The sequence below is a fragment of the Kitasatospora cinereorecta genome, assembly GCF_024172095.1.
In the GTDB taxonomy this organism is placed as follows: Bacteria; Actinomycetota; Actinomycetes; order Streptomycetales; family Streptomycetaceae; genus Kitasatospora; species Kitasatospora cinereorecta.
Genome location: NZ_JAMZDX010000006.1, coordinates 354,984 through 371,682, shown reverse-complemented (window position 1 = coordinate 371,682; position 16,699 = coordinate 354,984). Strand labels below are relative to the sequence as shown.

Sequence of the window (16,699 nt, the reverse complement as noted above, 5' to 3'; positions counted from 1 at the left end):
CGGCCCCACCTCCACCACCCTGGGATGCACCATGAGCGACCGCCGCCGCGCGACCCGGCAGAAGCTGTACGAGGCCGCCGTCACCCTCATCGCCGAGCAGGGCTTCTCCGCCACCACGGTCGAGGAGATCGCCGAGCGCGCGCAGGTGGCCAAGGGCACCGTCTACTACAACTTCGCCAGCAAGACCGAGCTGTTCGAGGGCCTGCTGCGGCACGGCACCGAGCTGCTCACCGACTCGCTGCGGAGAGCCGCCGCGGACCGTCCGCCGATCGAGGGCCTGGACGCGATGATCCGGGCCGGGCTGGAGTTCATCGCCGCCTACCCGGCGTTTGCCCAGCTCATCGTCGCCGAGACCTGGCGGACCAACCGGTCCTGGCACGAGACGCTCCGCCTGATGCGGGACAGCGCGGTTGCCGTGGTGGTGGAGATCCTGGACGAGGCGGTCCGCCGGGGCGAGCTCTCCGCCGACCTGGACACCCAGCTCACCGCCGCCGCGCTGCACGGCATGGTGCTGGTCGTCGCCCTGGACTGGCTGGCCTTCCAGCCGGAGCGCAGCCTCGACGACGTGCACGCCGCCCTGGTCCGGCTGGTCCACGGCCGGATCACCCCCGCCTGACGCACGGCCCGGGCCGCCAAGGCGCAACCGCCGTCAGGCCGACCGCCGGTGGACGGTCTCCAGCAGCGTCAGCTCCTCCGCGGACAGGCGCAGCGCGCCGGCCGCCACGTTGTCGGTCAGGTGCCCCGGGTCGCCGGTGCCGGGGATGGCCAGCACGTGGGCGCCGCGGTGCAGGGTCCACGCCAGCCGGATCTGCGCCGGGCTCGCCCCGTGCGCGCGGGCGACGGCCAGCACCTGCGGGTCCTCCTGCCCGGTGGCGCCGCCCTCGCGGCCGGTGCCGGCGATCGAGTAGAACGGCACGAACGCCACCCCCTGCTCCCCGCAGTCGGCGACGAAGTCGTCGTACTCCGGCCGCACGCCCAGGCCGTACATGTTCTGGACGCACACCACGGGCGCGACGGTGCGGGCCTCGGCCAGCTGGTGCGGGTGGACGTTGGACAGGCCCAGGTGGCGGATCAGCCCGGCCTGCCGGAGTTCGGCCAGCGCGCCGAACCGTTCGGCGACCGAGTCGGTGCCGACGATGCGCAGGTTGACCACGTCGAGGTGGTCGCGGCCGAGCTGGCGCAGGTTCTCCTCGACCTGGCCGCGCAGCTGCCCCGGGGTGGCGTGCGGGATCCACCGGCCGGACGGGTCGCGGCCCGGCCCGACCTTGGTGGTGATCACCAGGTGGTCGGGGTAGGGCGCCAGGGCGCGGTGGATCAACTGGTTGGCGGAGCGCAGCCGGGAGAAGTAGAAGGCCGCCGTGTCGAGGTGGTCGACGCCGAGTTCGACGGCGCGCCGCAGCACGGCGACCGCCTGCGCGGGGTCGCGCGGGGGAGCGTCGGGGTCGAAGGCGGCGCCGGTCTGCGGCAGCCGCATGGTGCCGAAGCCGATCCGGTTGATCCGCAGGTCGCCGAGGGTCCAGGTGCCCGCGGCCGCGGCGGTGACGGTCGTTGAGGTCATGCCGGAATGGTCGGATCCGCGGTACGGTGCCGACCATTGATTAAGGCTTGGCTTAATCGGGGGCTCGTCATGGGGGAACTGGCGTTCTCGGTCCGCGACCTGGCACAGATGCGGTTCGCGGTGTCGCCGATGTGGCAGGTCGGCGGCGGCCTGCGGCTGCTGGCCTCCGGCGCCGCCGACCCGGTCCACCGCCGCTGGCTGGAACAGGTGCGCCCGCGACTGGCGGCGGCCGGCCTGGACCGGGGCTGGCTGGCCGAACTCGTCCCGGCCGCCGGGTACGTCCCGGACTTCCTCAACCCGGCGCCGGCCGGACCGGCGCCCACCCTGGCCGAGGAGCTGGCGGCGATCGCCGCCACCCCGGCCGACCGGGTCCGCCGGGACCTCGACCACCTCGCCCGGCACGGCGCCGGGCTGGGGCCGCGGGCCCGCTCGCTGCACGCCGACCCGCCGCGCCGCCTGCCCCGGGTGCTGGCCGAGATCGAGGCGTACTGGGAGCTGGCGCTCGGGCCGTACTGGTCGCGGATCCGGGCGCTGCTCGACGCGGACGTCTTCCACCGGGCCCGGCTGGCGGCCGAGCGCGGCGCGGGCCGGCTGCTCGACGACCTGCACCCCTCGCTCCAGTGGGACGAGGACCTGCTGCGGCTGGTCCGCCGGCAGAAGCTCGGCCGGCAGGAGGCCGGCCCCGGGCTGGTGCTGATCCCCTCGGCGTTCAAGGGCCCCGGCCTGGCCAGTCGGGTGGCGCCACCGGACCCGCCGCAGCTCGCCTACCGGGCCCGCGGGGTCGGCGCCCTCTGGGAGCCCCGCCCGGCGTCCGGCGCCGACGCGCTCACGGCCGTGCTCGGCCGGGCCCGCACCCTGCTGCTCACCGAGCTGGACACCCCGGCCTCCACCACCGAGCTGGCCGGGCGGATCGGCATCTCGGTGCCCGGCACCTCCCAGCACTTGACGGCGCTGCGCGACGCCGGCCTGGTCAGCGCCCACCGGGCGGGCCGGTCGGTGCTCTACGCGCGCACCGCGCCGGCCGACGCCCTGCTCGCCGCGGGCGCCTCCCGACCCTTCGGCCGGACCGGCGGTGATCAGGTCAGTTCCTGACCGGATCGGCGCGCTGCTCGGCCGGTTCGGGGATTTCCTTACCCGTTCGGACCAACCCGGTTCGTGACGGTGGGCGACGGTTCTCACACTCGTCTCACACTCGGTGGCGGGGGGTGGAGACAACCTGGAGAGGCGTCCTCATGAATATCGGTCTTCGCCGAATCGTCGTGGCCACCGCGGTGGCCTCCCTCGGACTGACGCTCGCCTCGTGCGGCAGCGCGAAACAGTCCACCAGTTCCTCGGCATCGGGCTCGGCGGCGGGGACGGTGAAGATCGGCCTGCTGCTGCCCGAGACCAAGACGACGCGGTACGAGCAGTTCGACCGCCCGCTGATCGAGGCGCGGATCAAGTCGCTGGTCCCCGACGCCCAGATCGACTACTACAACGCCAACCAGGACGCCACCACGCAGCAGACCCAGGTCGACACCGCCCTCACCAAGGGCGACAAGGTGCTGATCCTGGACGCGGTCGACGCCAAGTCGATCCAGTCCTCGGTGCAGAAGGCGCACGACGCGGGCGTCAAGGTTGTCGCCTACGACCGCCTGGCGCAGGGCCCGGTCGACGCGTACGTGTCGTTCGACAACCACAAGGTCGGCGAGCTGCAGGGCCAGGCCCTGGTGGCGGCCGTCGGCGGCAAGTCCGGCAGCGGCCAGATCATCATGATCAACGGCTCGCCCACCGACCCCAACGCGGCCGAGTTCAAGGCCGGCGCGCACAGCGCGATCGACGGCAAGCTGAAGGTCGGCAAGGAGTACGACACCCCCAACTGGGACCCGAACAACGCCAACCAGGAGGCCGCCGCGGCCATCACCGCGATCGGCGCGCCCAACGTGGTCGGCGTCTACTCGGCCAACGACGGCATGGCCGCCGGTATCGCCACCGCGCTGAAGGCGTCCAACCTGAGCGTCCCGCTGACCGGCCAGGACGCCCAGCTCGACGCCGTCCAGCGGATCCTGGCGGGCACCCAGACCATGTCGATCTACAAGCCGTACAAGCCGGAGGCCGACGCCGCGGGCTCGATGGCGGTGCGCTTCGCCCAGGGCCAGAACCTGGAGCCCTCGCTCTCGCCGACCACCTCCAAGAACGGCAGCGGCGCCACCGTGCCCTCCCTGCTGATCGCCCCGACCGTGCTCACCAAGGACAACATCAAGACCACCGTGGTGGCCGACGGCCTCTACACCGTTCCCCAGATCTGCACCCCGGACTACGCCTCCGCCTGTGCCGCGGCCGGACTCCAGTAACAACCGCTCGACAGGAACCCGGTCGGGGAGAGGAGTTGCACATGGTGACGGGTGAGCCGGTACTCGCGCTCCGCGGCGTCTCCAAGCGGTTCGGCGCCGTCCAGGCGCTGACCGACGTGGAGATGGAGGTCCACGCGGGCGAGGTGGTGGCGCTGGTCGGGGACAACGGCGCCGGCAAGTCGACGCTGGTGAAGTCGATCGCCGGCGTCCACCAGCCGGACGACGGCGACATCGAGTGGGGCGGGCGGGCGGTGACCATCCACCGCCCGCAGGACGCCCAGCACCTGGGGATCGCGACCGTCTACCAGGACCTCGCGCTCTGCGACAACCTCGACGTGGTCGGCAACCTCTTCCTCGGCCGGGAGATCAGGCACTTCGGCGTGGTCCTCGACGAGGTCGCCATGGAGAGGCGCTCCCGGGAGCTGCTGGACACGCTCTCGATCCGCATCCCGAGCGTCCGCATCCCGATCGCCTCGCTCTCCGGCGGCCAGCGCCAGGTGGTGGCGATCGCCCGCGCGCTGATCGGCTCGCCCAAGGTGGTCATGCTCGACGAGCCGACCGCCGCCCTCGGCGTCGAGCAGACCGCGCAGGTCCTGGACCTGGTCGAGCGACTGCGCGACCAGGGCCTCGGGGTGATCCTGATCAGCCACAACATGGCCGATGTGATGGCCGTGGCGGACACCGTCGTGGTGCTCCGCCTCGGCCGCAACAACGGGGTGTTCGACAAGAGTTCGACCAACCAGGAACAGATCATCTCGGCCATCACCGGCGCCACGGACAACGCCGTGACCCGCCGTCAGGCCCGTGGCACGGAGGGCCCGCAATGACGGACCAGACCCCGAACGGCGGCGAAGAACGCCACCACCGCCCGCTGCCCGAGGACACCATGCCCAAGGGCGGCGTCAACGCGCCGGTGCCGGTGGCCGCGGAGGCGACCCCGGCCGTCGACCCGCGGCTGATCGTCCGGCAGGAGGGCGTCAAGGGCTACCTCGGCGAGTTCAAGCGGCGCCTGAGCAGCGGCGAACTCGGCTCGGTGCCGGTGGTGCTGGCGCTGATCGTGATCTGGGCCGTCTTCGGCAGCCTGAACAGCAGCTTCCTGTCCGCCCAGAACCTCTCCAACCTCTCCCAGCAGATCGTCGGCACCGGCATGATCGCCATCGGCGTGGTGTTCGTGCTGCTGCTCGGCGAGATCGACCTGTCAGTCGGCTCGGTCAGTGGTCTGTGCGCCGCCATCTACGCGGTCCTGAGCGTCACCCACGGCGTCAACCAGGGGGTCGCGCTGCTCTGCGCACTCGTCGGCGGCGCCGTGGTCGGCTTGATCCAGGGCTTCTTCTTCGCCAAGGTCGGCGTCCCGGCCTTCGTGGTCACCCTGGCCGGCAACCTCGGCTGGAACGGCCTGATGCTGCAGATCCTCGGCAGCCAGGGCACCGTCAACCTCCCCGGCACGGACGTCGTCTCCAAGCTCTACAGCACCTTCTACGGACAGCAGATCGCCGCGTACGGCGCCGCCTTCTTCGGGGTGGCGCTGTTCCTGGCCGCCTCCCTCTTCGACGCCCAGCGCCGCAGGGCGGCCGGCATCCCGTCCCGACCGCTCGCCGACATCGTGCTGCGCACCGTCCTGCTGGCGATCGTGGCCTTCCTGGCGGCGTACACCCTCAACCAGTACAAGGGCCTGCCGCTGGCCCTGCTGATCTTCCTGATCTTCATCGTGGTGCTCGAGTACATGCTGCGGCGCACCGCCTACGGTCGGAAGATCTTCGCGCTGGGCGGCAACATCGAGGGCGCCCGCCGGGCCGGTATCAGCGTGCCGACCATCCGGATCACCGTCTTCATGATCTGTTCCACCATGGCGGCGGTCGGCGGTCTCTTCCTCGCGGCCCAGATCCAGTCCGCCAGCCAGACCTCCGGCGGCGGCAACCTGCTGATGAACGCCATCGCCGCGGCGGTCATCGGCGGCACCAGCCTCTTCGGCGGCCGCGGCTCCACCTGGTCGGCGCTGCTGGGCGCGCTGGTGATCGGCTCGATCCAGTCGGGCATGAACATCGAGGGCCTGAGCAACGCCATCCAGTTCATGATCACCGGTGCGGTGCTGCTGGCCGCGGTGGTCATCGACTCCCTGGCCCGCCGCACCCAGAAGGCGGCCGGCCGCGCCTGAGCGGTCCCCGGCGCTCCCCCGCACCGGCCGGTGCGGGGGAGCGCCGCTGTCTGGCCGGGTCAGTTGCCGACGCCGACGGTGTGGCCGACGGTCTCCGGCCGGTCCAGCACCCGGAGCATCAGGTGCGCCACGTCGGCGCGGGAGACCGTCGTACCGCCCCGGACGTTGCGGTCCAGCGCCGTCCGGTAGTCGCCGGTGACCGGGCGGTCGGTCAGCCGGGGCGGCCGGACGGAGGTCCAGTCCAGGCCGCTGGCGGCCAGCGCGTCCTCCATCAGCGCCAGGTCGGCGTACCGCTTGCGCAGCACGGTCTTGATCAGCGGCCCGGCCAGGTAGCGGATCAGCGGGCCGTCGCCCGGGTCGTGGCGCGGCGGGTGCGGCCGGCGCGGCGAGGGTACGGTGCCGATCGGCGCGGCGCTGACCACGACCAGCCGCCGGGCACCGGTGGCGTCCATCGCCTCGATGACCGCCCGGGTGCCGCGGACCACCACCCCGATGTCGCTCCCGGTCCGGGCCCCGAGGCCGGACAGCACGGCGTCGGCCCCGTCGACCGCCGCCTCCAGCGCCGCCCGGTCGGGCCGCGCCAGGTCGACCCGGACGGTGCGGACCGGCGCCGGTACGGCCCCCGGATCGCGGACCGCGGCGGTGACCTCGTGGCCGGCGGCCAGGGCCTGGTTGAGGATCTCGCGGCCGATGCCTCCGGTCGCCGCGATGACGGTGATGCGCATGGCGTCCTCCAGGGACAGGGCCCGCCGGTCAGACCGGGCGGACCAGGTGAGAGAGCTTGTCGGGGTTGGTCACGAAGTAGATGCCGGCCACCTCGCCGCCTCGGGGCGCCAGGTCCAGCACCAGCACCGCGAACGGCTCCTCGCCGCGGTACAGCACCGCGGAGGGGTCGCCGTTGATCGACGCGAAGCGGACCTCCAGGCCCTCGGGCGCGGTGAACCGGCCGCGCAACAGCGCCCGGGAGACCCGCTCCCGGCCGTGCAGCGGCCGCGGTCCGGCCGCGGTCGCCTTGCCGCCGCCGTCCGCCCACAGCGTCACGTCCGGTGCCAGCAGCCGCAGCAGCGCCGACAGGTCGCCGCCGGCCACCGCAGCCGCGAACCGCTCGGTCACCTCGCGGCGCTGCCGCGGATCGGTCCGGAAGCGCGGACGTCGGGCCCGGACGTGCTCGCGGGCCCGGTGGGCGAGCTGGCGGACGGCGGCGGGGGAACGGCCGACGATCCGGGCGGTCTCGGTGTGCGGGTAGCCGAACACCTCGTGCAGCACGAACACCGCCCGCTCCAGCGGGGTCAGCGTCTCAAGCACCACCATCAGCGCCATCGACAGCGACTCGGCGTGCTCCGCCGCCGCCGCCCCGTCGGCCGGCTCCGGTCCTTCCACCTCCCGGGCGGTGGCCAGCGGCTCGGGCAGCCACGGGCCGATGTACGTCTCCCGGCGGCGCAGCATCGCCGCCTGCCGGGCCAGCGCCTTGTGGACGGCGACCCGCACCAGGTACGCGCGCGGGCTGTCGACCGGCTCCGCCCCCGGATCGCCGGTGCGGGCCGCCCAGGCCAGCCAGGTCTCCTGCAGCACGTCCTCGGTGTCGGCGACACTGCCGAGCATGGTGTAGACGATCGAGAACAGCAGCTCCCGGTGGTCGACGTACACCCCGGTGGGATCGGTCATCGTGCGCCTCCTGTCGCGGTTGCAACCTGAGAGCAGCACAGCGGGCCGGAGTGTGACATCACCCCGCGCCGATGTGACGCGGGTCTCCTCGCGGCCGGAGGTCGGCGGGTGTCCGCGCGGCCGGAGGACCGGCGGGTGTCAGAACTGGGAGAGGCCCTTGAGGGCGGTGGCGAGGCCGCCGCCGAGGGCGAGCAGCAGCACGATCCGGCGGGCCGGGCCCTCCGGGGTGCGGGCCGCCAGGAAGCGGCCGACCACGCTGCCGGCCGCGATCCCGGCACCGGAGAGCAGCCACGCCGGGGCGGCCAGGTGCGGCGGACCCTTCACGGCGACCGAGAACAGGTTGACCAGCAGGCCGTAGAACTGTGCGTTCGGCACGAACTCCCGGACCGTCCAGCCCGCGTTCACCGCGTACAGCGAGATCGCCGGACCGCCGACCCCGGCCGAGGCGTTCATGAAGCCGCTGGCCGCCCCGGCGGTGAACGCCCCGCCCCGCCCGCGCAGCGCCGGCACCCGGGTGCCGCACATCACCAGCAGCACGGCCGCGCTCACCAGCACGCCCATCGACGCCAGCAGCACCGGCGGCGGCAGCCGTCCGGCCACCCACGCCCCCAGCGGCACCGTCGCCGTGGCCGCCAGTACCAGCGGCAGCATCGCGCCCAGCCGGATCCGGCGCCACGCGGTGACCAGGCCGATCGCGCTGATCACCCCGGCCGCGCAGTTGCACAGGGCCACCCCGTCGGCCGGCGGCAGCACCATCACCAGGGCCGGCGCCGACACCAGGGCGAAGCCGATCCCGGCCATCCGCTGCACCGACGAGCCGACCAGCACGATCGCGCCCAGTACGGCGGCGGCCGTCCAGCTGTCGGTCATGCGCGGCGCTCCGATGGCCTGCCTGCGGGGTCCGGGCCACCTTAGGGCCTGTCCGACGATTCCCGCCGGGACCGGGCCCGGGTCAGGGGTGGCGCGGGCCGTCGATGGTGCGCTCGGCGGCCTCGATCCGCAGGTCGTTGATGCTGGCCTCACGGCGTCGCATCAGGCCGTCCCCGTCGAACTCCCACAGCTCGTTGCCGTAGCTGCGCCACCACTGGCCGGTCGCGTCGCGCCACTCGTAGCGGAACCGGACCGCGATCCGGTCGTCGGTCCACGACCACAGCTCCTTGCGCAGCGCGTAGTCGAGTTCCCGTTCCCACTTGCGGGTGAGGAAGGCCTCGATCTCCTCCCGGCCGGTGAGGAACTCGTCGCGGTTGCGCCACACCGAGTCGGGTGTGTACGCGAGCGCGACCCGTCGCGGGTCGCGGGTGTTCCAGGCGTCCTCCGCGGCCTGGACCTTGGCGCGGGCGCTCTCGGCGGTGAACGGGGGCAGCGGTGGGCGGGCCTGGCTCATGGCGTCTCCGGAGGTGCGATCGGATCTAACCGTTCAATCATGGAGTAAGGGTTAGATGGAGCGCAAGACGGGCCCATGACGCGGAACGGGCCGCCGAGGCCGGTGATCGACCGGTCGGCGGCCCGTACGGAGCCGTGCTGACGGAGGGTGGAGCGGACCGCTCAGACGGTCGGGGGCGTCCAGATGTACGGGGTCGTGGTGGTGACCGCGTGCATGCCCAGGCGCCGCAGGATCGGGGCGCTGTCGGCGGAGGCGTCCACCTGGAGGTAGCGGACGCCGCGGGCGACCGCCTCGGTGGCCCGGGCGGCGACCAGGGCCCGGTAGATGCCCCGCCCGCGCCACTCGGCCAGGGTGGAGCCGCCCCACAGGCCGGCGAACTCGGTACCGGGCCGCACCGCCATCCAGGCGGCGGAGACCACCTGCCCGTCCGCCTCGGCGACCAGGATCCGCAGCTCCTCGGGGTCGGCGGCGAGGCGGGCGATCAACTCCTCGGCCAGCCAGTCGAACTCGATGCCCCAGACGACGGTCTCCATCGCGGCGATCCGCCGGACGTCCTCGTCCGCCGTCACCCACCGCAGCTCCACGCCCTCGGGAACCAGCGGCTCGGCCGCCAGCTCCTCGGCGCGGCCGACCATCACGGTCTCCACCTCCTCCGGGACGAACCCGGCGGCGCGCAGCCGGTCGGTGAGGTCGGACGGGCGGTCGTGGCCGCGGACCTTCCACTCCACCGCCTCGCCGCGGGCGGCGAAGAAGTCGCGCTGGCGGGCGATCAGCGCGTCCAGCTCCCCCTCGGCCACACCCAGCTCGGCCGGGCCGCTGACGAAGCCCCGGAACTGGCCGACCACCCGGACCAGCGGGCCGTCCTGCTGGTGGGTCACCCCGGGCGGCGGGTTGGGCGTCACGCCCCTCATCTGCTCGTCATAGGCCGCGAGCAGGGCCGTCGTGTCGATCATCCCTCGGACTGTACGGACCCGGCGGGCGGCTGTCCCCGGCAATAGCGCAGCGGTTGTGCTGACGTCGCGCTGGCGTTGACGTCGGGGTCAAGGTCTACCGTCGAGCCATGCGGATCGGCGAGCTGGCGGCGCGGGCGGGGACCACCACCCGCACCCTGCGGTACTACGAGTCGCGGGGGCTGCTGCCCGCGCGGCGGGGCAGCAACGGCCACCGGGCCTACGACGAGGAGGACCTGCGGCTGCTGCGGCAGATCAGGATGCTGCAGGACTTCGGGTTCGAACTGGAGGAGACCCGGCCGTTCGTGGAGTGCCTGCAGGCCGGACACCCGGCCGGCGACTCCTGCCCGGCCTCGCTGGAGGTCTACCGGGCCAAGCTCGCCGAGCTGGACGCGTGCATCGAGCGGCTGAACGGCATCCGCGACCAGGTCGCCGGCCAGCTCGACCGGGCGGAACGCGAACGGGCCGACCTGGCCCGCGCGGCGGACGCCCCCGACGCGGCGGCGCCGCGCTGCGAGCTCTCCGCGCACCCGGCGCAGCAGCCCGCGCGACACAACCACGGATGAACAACAGGGAGGAGAGGACGATGGGGGCAGGACTGCAGGCGGTCACCGACGACACCTTCACCGCGGAGGTGCTCGCGGCCGACGGACCGGTACTGGTCGACTTCACGGCGGACTGGTGCCCGCCCTGCCGGATGATCGCGCCGGTGCTGGCCGAGGTCGCGGCCGAGCAGGCCGGGCGGCTGAAGGTGGTCCGGCTCGACGTGGACGCCAACCCGGAGAGCCAGGCGGCGTACGGGGTGCTGTCGATGCCGACGCTGATGCTGTTCAAGGACGGGGAGCCGGTGCGCACGCTGGTGGGCGCGCGGGCCAAGGCACGGCTGCTGCGCGAGCTGGACGACCTGCTGTAGCGCGCCGCCGGCCGCCCGAATAACCCGGTGAACGGCCCGAACCCGAGATCTACGATCACCGGATGAGCGACTTCGGCGAGCCCTTCCATCTGCTGACCGACCGTCTCGAACTGCGCGCCGTGGGCCCGCACGACCTCGACGACCTCTTCCGGATCAACACCGACCCGCGCACCTGGGCCCACCTCCCCGAGGGCCGGCACGCCTCCCGCGCCACCACCGCCGCCTGGATCGAACGGGCCGCCGCCCGCTGGGACACCGACCGCCTCAGCTACTGGACGGCCCGGCTGCGCACCACCGGCGACGTGGTCGGCATCGGCGGCGCCCAGCGCCACGACCCGGGCTTCTGGAACCTCTACTACCGCCTCGACCCGGTCCACTGGGGCCACGGCTACGCCACCGAACTGTCCCGCGCCGCCCTCGCCGCGGCCGCTGCCCACAGCCTCGAACTGCCGTTCATCGCCTGGATCCACGCCCACAACACCGCCTCCCGCGCGGTCGCCGGGCGGCTCGGCCTCACCGACCTCGGCCTGCGGCCCGACCCGGCGAACGGCGACCCGATGCACTGCTACGCCGACCGCGAGGTCGGAGTGCTGACCCGGCGCACCGTCGGCTGACCGCGGCGGCATCCGACCGCGATACGGGAATGCGGCGGGCTCGGACGGACTTCCTCCCAGTGCCCGCCCGTTCCGCCCGTTCCGGAGAACCCGATGACCCAGAGCGCCCCCGCCGACCCCGCCCAGCGCCGCTTCCTCTTCCTGCTCGGCTCCACCCGGCGCGAGGGCAACTCGGAGCTGCTCGCCCGGCGCGCCGCCGAACACCTCCCGGCCGGCGCCGAACAGCGCTGGCTGCGCCTCGCCGACCTGCCGGTCCCCACCTTCGTCGACCAGCGCCACGACGGCGGCCACCCCGAGCCCACCGGCAACCTGCGCACCCTGCTGGACGCCACCCTGGACGCCACCGACCTGGTCGTGGTCTCCCCGCTCTACTGGTACAGCGTCACCACCGGCGTCAAGCAGTACCTCGACCACTGGTCGGGCTGGCTGCGCCTGCCCGAGGCCGACTTCAAGCGCCGGATGGCCGGTCGCACGATGTGGGCCGTCACCGCCATGGCCGACCGCGACCCGGCCCGCGCCGAACCGCTCGCCGGCACTCTGCGGATCTCCGCCGACTACCTCGCCATGCGCTGGGGCGGCGTGCTGCTCGGCAACGGCAGCCGTCCCGGCGACGTGCTCACCGACACGGACGCCCTGCGGCGCGCCGAGACCTTCTTCACCGCCGACGCCCCGGAGGCCGCCCGACCCGCGCCCGCCTGGGCCACCGTCTGAGCGGTCAGGTGACGACCGGGGCCGCCACCGCCTGGGCGCTGTCCCGCCCGGCGGCCGCGGCGGGCAGCGGGGCGCCGAACAGCAGCGTCGCCAGGGCCAGGCCGATGGTCGCACCGGCGGTCTGGGCGAGCACGAAGCCGGGCACCGAACCCGGGGCGATCCCGGTGTAGCTGTCGCTGAGCGCCCGGCCGAAGGTCAGCGCCGGGTTGGCGAAACTGCCGGAGGAGGTGCCCCAGCAGGCCGCGCCGATCCAGGCGGCCACCGCCACCGGCGCGTACCGGCCGCGCCCGCTCCGCAGCAGGCCGAGGACCAGCAGGATCAGCACCCCGGTGGCCACCCCCTCGGCCAGCCACAGGTGCCCGGAGGAGCGCTGCTGCGAGGCCAGCTGGACGAAGGGCCGCTCGAACATCGCATTGGCCAGGCCCACCCCCGCGGCCGCGCCGCCCAGCTGCGCCAGCACGTACAGGCCGAGCTCCCGGGCGCTCGGGCCGGCGGGGTCGTGCCGCCGGCTCCACCAGTCCGCGGCCGACACCAGCGGGTTGAAGTGGGCGCCGGAGACCGGTGCGAGCAGCGCGATCAGTACCGCCAGCGCCAGCACCGAGGCCAGCACGTTGGCCAGGAACCGCACCCCGCCGTCCGGGCTGAGCCCGGACGCCTGGATGCCGGAACCGACCAGCACCGCGGCCAGCACGGCGGTGCCGACCGCCTCGGCGGCCAGCCGCCTGGGCAGGGGAGTCGTCATCATGCCGTCATGGTGGGGTCGGGCCGCGCGGCCCGACAATTGGTCGGTGTGCCCAGATACGGCCCGCCCGGCCCGCCTCCGACTCGGAGACTCGTACGGCGCACGCCCGCGCGGAAATCCGGCTTGACCCTCACGCAGCGTGAGAGCGGAGGCTGAAGCCCGAGAGAAAGGGGACGCGGTGAGCGGCTACTCGGTGGGACACGTGGCCAAGGTCGCCAAGGTGACCGTGCGCACGCTGCACCACTACGACGAGATCGGGCTGCTGTCGCCCGGCGAGCGCACCCCGGCCGGCTACCGCCGGTACGGGGACGGCGACCTCGACCGGCTGCAGCAGATCCTGTTCTACCGCGAGCTCGGGTTCCCCCTCGACCAGATCGCGACCATCCTGGACGACCGCTCGGTCACCCCGACCGAGCACCTGCGCCGCCAGCACGAGCTGATCGGCGACCGGATCAGGCACCTCCAGGACCTGGCCGCAGCCGTCGAACGAGCAATGGAGGCAAAGAGGATGGGCATGCAGCTGACGCCGCAGGAGAAGTTCGAGGTGTTCGGCTCCGACTACCAGGAGAGCTGGGAGGACGAGGCCCAGCAGCGGTGGGGCGAGACCGAGGCCTGGAAGGAGTCGCAGCGCCGCACCGCCGGCTACACCAAGGCGGACTGGGAGCGCATCAAGGCCGAGAGCGACGCGCTCAACTCCCGGCTGGTGGCCGCGATCACCGCCGGGGTGGCGGCCGACAGCGGGGAGGCGATGGACCTCGCCGAGGTGCACCGGCAGCACCTGGAGGAGTTCTTCTACGACTGCCCGCCGACCATGCACCGCTGCCTCGGCGAAATGTACGTCGCCGACCCGCGGTTCACGGCCACCTACGAGAACCTTGCCCCGGGCCTGGCCCACTGGCTGCGGGACGCGATCCTGGCCAACGCCGACCGGATCGAGCGGACCGAGCAGGCCGAGCAGGCCTGAGCTGGGGGCCCCGGCCGACTCGGGGGTCTCCAGGGGCCGTTCAGGCCGCGGTGCGGCCGAAGGCGCGGCGGTAGGCGGTGGGGGAGGTGCGCATGCCGCGGCCGAAGTGGTGGCGGAAGGTCGCCGCGCTCTCGAAGCCGACCGCCGCGGCGATCTCCTCCACCGTGCCGTCCGGGGCCTCCAGCAGCGGCAGGCTGGCCGCGATGCGCTGGGAGACCACCCAGCGCATCGGGCTGGTGCCGTTGCGCGCGGTGAAGTGCCGCAGGTAGGAGCGGTCGGACATGCGGGCCACACCGGCCAGCAGCGGGACGGTGATCGGCTCGGCGAGGTGGTCCAGCGCCCAGCGCATCGACCGGCCGATGCCGTCGTCCTCCTCCTCGACCGGACGGACCGCCGCCTCGATGAACTGGGCCTGCCCGCCGTCCCGGTGCGGCGGGACGACGAAGCGGCGGGCGACCGCGTTGGCGACCCTGGCGCCGTGGTCCAGCCGGACCAGGTGCAGGCACAGGTCGATCCCGGCGGCGCTGCCCGCGCTGGTGAGCACCGGGCCGTTGTCGACGTACAGCACGTCGGGGTTGACCCGGACCGCCGGGTGGCGCTGCTGGAGCAGTCCGGCGTACCGCCAGTGGGTGGTGGCCGTCAGCCCGTCCAGCAGGCCGGCGGCGGCGAGGGCGAAGGCGCCGGAGCAGATCGAGACGATCCGGGCGCCCCGTTCGTGGGCGGTGCGCAGCGCGGCGACCAGACCCGGGGAGACCCGGCCGCCGAACGGGTCGGGGACGCCGACCACCATCACGGTGTCGGCGGCGGCCAGGTCGTCCAGGCCGTGGCGGGTGGTGAGCTGGAAGCCGCCGACCGCGTTCAGCGGGGCGTCGGGCCGCTCGGCGCAGACCTTGACCTCGTACCAGGGGGCCGTCAGCAGTTCGGCGAGTTCGGGGCGGGCCAGGCCGAAGACCTCGACCACCACGCCGAGTTCGAACGGCGCCATGCCGTCGAAGGCGTACACCGCGACGGTGTGCACCGGCGCGGGGCGGGACTGGACGGTGACAGCCACGGGTGCGGACACGGGTGCGGCGACGGGTGCGGACACGGGGACTCCCGGCGGGACGGAAAAAGATTTCTCGAAACTACCTGCAACCCCCCGGGGGGATGGACGTCCATCAGGGTGAGAGCAACGGGACCGGCGCGAGGGCCGGGGGGACTCTCGACCGAATCCGACACATCCGCTCCTTGGGGGGTTGCGCCATGAACGCGTCCGTTATCAGCCGTTTTGCAAAGAACATCACCATCGTTCGCGCCTCGGGCTGGGAGCGTCGCGGACGCCGTCTCGCGCTGGCCGTCCCGCTGGCGGCGGTGGTCGCGGTCGGCGCGGTGGCCTGCGACGGCCCGAAGGACCCGGTTTCCGCCGCGGGTGCGGTCGCCTCCGGTACGGCGACGGACGCCCCCGGGCAGCCGGCCCCCTCGGCGCCCGTCGCGTCCCCGTCCGCGGCCACCCCGTCCGCCGACGCCACCGACGGGACCACCCCGGGCCAGGCGGCCAGCACCGACGCCGCCGCGAAGCCGACCGCCGCGTCCGCCGCGTCCGCCGCGGGCCAGGCCCACGCAGGGACGGGCAGCACCGGGACGGACGGCCTGACCGTCCGCTTCGACGGGCTCGCCGACGGCCGCGCGGTGGAGGCCGGCGGCGTCTCGGTCTCCTTCTCGGTCACCTGGGCCAACCACACCGGCAAGCGCGCCGAGCACGTCGTCCCGGTGGTGGCCTCGACGTTCTACCCGGGCGCCCGCTGCAGCGTCATCGCGCCGATGGCGGACGGCACGCTGGAGCGCAAGGACGGCGACCACTGGACCGAGCTGCCGCTCTCCGAGGGCACCGGCATGGACTACGCGATCGTCGCCGAGCCCGCCGCGTTCGACCTCGCGCCGGGCGCCGAGCACACCGTCCAGTACCGCATGCGGATCACCGCGGACAACGGCCCGGGCCTGCTGCCGATCGAGGCCGAGGCCTACACCTCGCCGGTCGGCAGCGGCCGGAAGCTCGCCCACACCGAGGTCTCCGTCCAGGTGGTCGACCACCACCGCCCGACCGCAGACCTGGCGGCGAAGCTGCCCGGCTCCGTCACGCCCGGCGGCGACCCGGTCGTCGTGGAGGCGCAGATCGCCAACCGGACCGCCGGCGGCTTCACCGCGGCCGCACCCGAGATCTCGCTGCTCGACGTGCAGACCAAGCAGTTCGAGGCGGTCGAGCTGCTGAGCCCCGCCGACGTCAGGGCCGAGGTGCTCTGGAAGGGCGAGTGGCGGGAGCTGAAGACCACCCCGACCTGCGTCGGCGCCACCGGCGGACTGCTGCTGGACACCGACTTCATGAACGGTCGGCTCGCCGCCGGCTCCACCGACAAGGCCACCTTCCGCTTCTCCCTCGCGCCGAACGCCGACCCGCGGCTGACCGCCCTGACCGTGGCGGTCGGGGCCCACGCCGACGGCCACCACGCCGAGCCGGTCACCCGCCTCGTCCAGGTCCGCCGAAACGGCTGAGGACCCGTCACGGGACGCCGCCGAAGAAATCTCGGAACCACCTGCAACCTCCCGCCGGGATGAACGTCTGTACGGACGACCGGTCCCGCCACCGCCCCTGACCCGGTGAAAGGGCCAGGTGGCACAATCGCCCGATCATCGACCTTGATCACTACCGACAGGTCCCGTACCCGGGGCCCGT

General features: G+C 73.6%; 19 protein-coding genes. 11 read left to right on the top strand and 8 right to left on the bottom strand.

Going from position 1 to position 16,699, the window contains the following annotated elements:
• Positions 1-31: 31 nt before the first annotated feature.
• Positions 32-616, top strand: a complete 585-nt coding sequence (locus tag FHR36_RS31050) for a TetR/AcrR family transcriptional regulator (protein ID WP_253802578.1) — start codon at positions 32-34, stop codon at positions 614-616.
• A gap of 33 nt (positions 617-649) precedes the next feature.
• Here FHR36_RS31050 and FHR36_RS31045 read toward each other — a convergent pair whose 3' ends face one another.
• Entirely contained in the window at positions 650-1,558 is a 909-nt protein-coding gene (locus FHR36_RS31045; protein ID WP_253802577.1) for an oxidoreductase, read from the bottom strand.
• Positions 1,559-1,627: 69 nt separating this feature from the next.
• Between FHR36_RS31045 and FHR36_RS31040 the strand changes: the two genes are divergently transcribed.
• From FHR36_RS31040 to FHR36_RS31025, 4 genes are all read left to right on the top strand, one after another.
• Positions 1,628-2,650 (top strand): ArsR/SmtB family transcription factor, encoded by a 1,023-nt coding sequence (locus FHR36_RS31040; protein ID WP_253802576.1) that lies wholly within the window; start codon positions 1,628-1,630, stop codon positions 2,648-2,650.
• Between the two features lie 140 nt (positions 2,651-2,790).
• Positions 2,791-3,891 carry a sugar ABC transporter substrate-binding protein gene (locus FHR36_RS31035; RefSeq protein ID WP_253802575.1) on the top strand — a complete coding sequence of 367 codons (1,101 nt, stop codon included), beginning with the start codon at positions 2,791-2,793 and terminating at the stop codon, positions 3,889-3,891.
• Positions 3,892-3,932: 41 nt separating this feature from the next.
• Positions 3,933-4,718, top strand: coding sequence for an ATP-binding cassette domain-containing protein (locus tag FHR36_RS31030; RefSeq protein WP_253802574.1), 786 nt, complete (start codon positions 3,933-3,935; stop codon positions 4,716-4,718).
• A gap of 59 nt (positions 4,719-4,777) precedes the next feature.
• Positions 4,778-6,046, top strand: coding sequence for a sugar ABC transporter permease (locus FHR36_RS31025; RefSeq protein WP_253803222.1), 1,269 nt, complete (start codon positions 4,778-4,780; stop codon positions 6,044-6,046).
• A gap of 59 nt (positions 6,047-6,105) precedes the next feature.
• Here FHR36_RS31025 and FHR36_RS31020 read toward each other — a convergent pair whose 3' ends face one another.
• From FHR36_RS31020 to FHR36_RS31000, 5 genes are all read right to left on the bottom strand, one after another.
• Positions 6,106-6,771 (bottom strand): NAD(P)-dependent oxidoreductase, encoded by a 666-nt coding sequence (locus FHR36_RS31020; protein ID WP_253802573.1) that lies wholly within the window; start codon positions 6,769-6,771, stop codon positions 6,106-6,108.
• A 28-nt stretch (positions 6,772-6,799) separates the two neighbouring features.
• The gene (sigJ, locus tag FHR36_RS31015) at positions 6,800-7,711 is read right to left on the bottom strand and encodes an RNA polymerase sigma factor SigJ (RefSeq protein ID WP_253802572.1); all 912 of its coding nucleotides are present in this window, start codon (positions 7,709-7,711) and stop codon (positions 6,800-6,802) included.
• Positions 7,712-7,849: 138 nt separating this feature from the next.
• Positions 7,850-8,581, bottom strand: coding sequence for a sulfite exporter TauE/SafE family protein (locus FHR36_RS31010; protein ID WP_253802571.1), 732 nt, complete (start codon positions 8,579-8,581; stop codon positions 7,850-7,852).
• A gap of 82 nt (positions 8,582-8,663) precedes the next feature.
• On the bottom strand, positions 8,664-9,095 hold the full coding sequence (locus FHR36_RS31005) for a nuclear transport factor 2 family protein (RefSeq protein WP_253802570.1): 432 nt from the start codon (positions 9,093-9,095) through the stop codon (positions 8,664-8,666).
• 161 nt (positions 9,096-9,256) lie between these two features.
• Positions 9,257-10,048 (bottom strand): GNAT family N-acetyltransferase, encoded by a 792-nt coding sequence (locus FHR36_RS31000; RefSeq protein WP_253802569.1) that lies wholly within the window; start codon positions 10,046-10,048, stop codon positions 9,257-9,259.
• Positions 10,049-10,155: 107 nt separating this feature from the next.
• Here FHR36_RS31000 and FHR36_RS30995 point away from each other — a divergent pair, with 107 nt between their 5' ends.
• The 4 genes from FHR36_RS30995 to FHR36_RS30980 all read left to right on the top strand — a co-directional run bounded on the left by FHR36_RS30995 (position 10,156) and on the right by FHR36_RS30980 (position 12,283).
• Positions 10,156-10,611 (top strand): MerR family transcriptional regulator, encoded by a 456-nt coding sequence (locus FHR36_RS30995; RefSeq protein WP_253802568.1) that lies wholly within the window; start codon positions 10,156-10,158, stop codon positions 10,609-10,611.
• A 20-nt stretch (positions 10,612-10,631) separates the two neighbouring features.
• The gene (gene trxA / locus FHR36_RS30990) at positions 10,632-10,958 is read left to right on the top strand and encodes a thioredoxin (protein WP_301330885.1); all 327 of its coding nucleotides are present in this window, start codon (positions 10,632-10,634) and stop codon (positions 10,956-10,958) included.
• Between the two features lie 62 nt (positions 10,959-11,020).
• Positions 11,021-11,572 carry a GNAT family N-acetyltransferase gene (locus FHR36_RS30985; RefSeq protein ID WP_253802565.1) on the top strand — a complete coding sequence of 184 codons (552 nt, stop codon included), beginning with the start codon at positions 11,021-11,023 and terminating at the stop codon, positions 11,570-11,572.
• A gap of 93 nt (positions 11,573-11,665) precedes the next feature.
• Positions 11,666-12,283: a flavodoxin family protein gene (locus tag FHR36_RS30980; protein WP_253802563.1), complete on the top strand. Its 618-nt coding sequence runs from the start codon at positions 11,666-11,668 to the stop codon at positions 12,281-12,283.
• 4 nt (positions 12,284-12,287) lie between these two features.
• Here FHR36_RS30980 and FHR36_RS30975 read toward each other — a convergent pair whose 3' ends face one another.
• A complete protein-coding gene (locus FHR36_RS30975) occupies positions 12,288-13,028 on the bottom strand; it encodes an aquaporin (protein ID WP_253802561.1) in 741 nt (246 codons plus the stop codon).
• A gap of 175 nt (positions 13,029-13,203) precedes the next feature.
• Here FHR36_RS30975 and FHR36_RS30970 point away from each other — a divergent pair, with 175 nt between their 5' ends.
• Positions 13,204-13,989: a MerR family transcriptional regulator gene (locus tag FHR36_RS30970; RefSeq protein WP_253802559.1), complete on the top strand. Its 786-nt coding sequence runs from the start codon at positions 13,204-13,206 to the stop codon at positions 13,987-13,989.
• 40 nt (positions 13,990-14,029) lie between these two features.
• Here FHR36_RS30970 and FHR36_RS40125 read toward each other — a convergent pair whose 3' ends face one another.
• The gene (locus tag FHR36_RS40125) at positions 14,030-15,007 is read right to left on the bottom strand and encodes a helix-turn-helix domain-containing protein (RefSeq protein ID WP_407660874.1); all 978 of its coding nucleotides are present in this window, start codon (positions 15,005-15,007) and stop codon (positions 14,030-14,032) included.
• Positions 15,008-15,231: 224 nt separating this feature from the next.
• Between FHR36_RS40125 and FHR36_RS30960 the strand changes: the two genes are divergently transcribed.
• Positions 15,232-16,518, top strand: coding sequence for a hypothetical protein (locus FHR36_RS30960; RefSeq protein ID WP_253802555.1), 1,287 nt, complete (start codon positions 15,232-15,234; stop codon positions 16,516-16,518).
• Positions 16,519-16,699: the final 181 nt, after the last annotated feature.

Bases quoted from the DNA above. Each gene is read 5' to 3' on its own strand.
- FHR36_RS31050 (WP_253802578.1), top strand. From the start codon at position 32: ATGAGCGACCGCCGCCGCGCGACCCGGCAGAAGCTGTACGAGGCCGCC.
- FHR36_RS31045 (WP_253802577.1), bottom strand. From the start codon at position 1,558: ATGACCTCAACGACCGTCACCGCCGCGGCCGCGGGCACCTGGACCCTC.
- FHR36_RS31040 (WP_253802576.1), top strand. From the start codon at position 1,628: ATGGGGGAACTGGCGTTCTCGGTCCGCGACCTGGCACAGATGCGGTTC.
- FHR36_RS31035 (WP_253802575.1), top strand. From the start codon at position 2,791: ATGAATATCGGTCTTCGCCGAATCGTCGTGGCCACCGCGGTGGCCTCC.
- FHR36_RS31030 (WP_253802574.1), top strand. From the start codon at position 3,933: ATGGTGACGGGTGAGCCGGTACTCGCGCTCCGCGGCGTCTCCAAGCGG.
- FHR36_RS31025 (WP_253803222.1), top strand. From the start codon at position 4,778: ATGCCCAAGGGCGGCGTCAACGCGCCGGTGCCGGTGGCCGCGGAGGCG.
- FHR36_RS31020 (WP_253802573.1), bottom strand. From the start codon at position 6,771: ATGCGCATCACCGTCATCGCGGCGACCGGAGGCATCGGCCGCGAGATC.
- sigJ (WP_253802572.1), bottom strand. From the start codon at position 7,711: ATGACCGATCCCACCGGGGTGTACGTCGACCACCGGGAGCTGCTGTTC.
- FHR36_RS31010 (WP_253802571.1), bottom strand. From the start codon at position 8,581: ATGACCGACAGCTGGACGGCCGCCGCCGTACTGGGCGCGATCGTGCTG.
- FHR36_RS31005 (WP_253802570.1), bottom strand. From the start codon at position 9,095: ATGAGCCAGGCCCGCCCACCGCTGCCCCCGTTCACCGCCGAGAGCGCC.
- FHR36_RS31000 (WP_253802569.1), bottom strand. From the start codon at position 10,048: ATGATCGACACGACGGCCCTGCTCGCGGCCTATGACGAGCAGATGAGG.
- FHR36_RS30995 (WP_253802568.1), top strand. From the start codon at position 10,156: ATGCGGATCGGCGAGCTGGCGGCGCGGGCGGGGACCACCACCCGCACC.
- trxA (WP_301330885.1), top strand. From the start codon at position 10,632: ATGGGGGCAGGACTGCAGGCGGTCACCGACGACACCTTCACCGCGGAG.
- FHR36_RS30985 (WP_253802565.1), top strand. From the start codon at position 11,021: ATGAGCGACTTCGGCGAGCCCTTCCATCTGCTGACCGACCGTCTCGAA.
- FHR36_RS30980 (WP_253802563.1), top strand. From the start codon at position 11,666: ATGACCCAGAGCGCCCCCGCCGACCCCGCCCAGCGCCGCTTCCTCTTC.
- FHR36_RS30975 (WP_253802561.1), bottom strand. From the start codon at position 13,028: ATGATGACGACTCCCCTGCCCAGGCGGCTGGCCGCCGAGGCGGTCGGC.
- FHR36_RS30960 (WP_253802555.1), top strand. From the start codon at position 15,232: ATGAACGCGTCCGTTATCAGCCGTTTTGCAAAGAACATCACCATCGTT.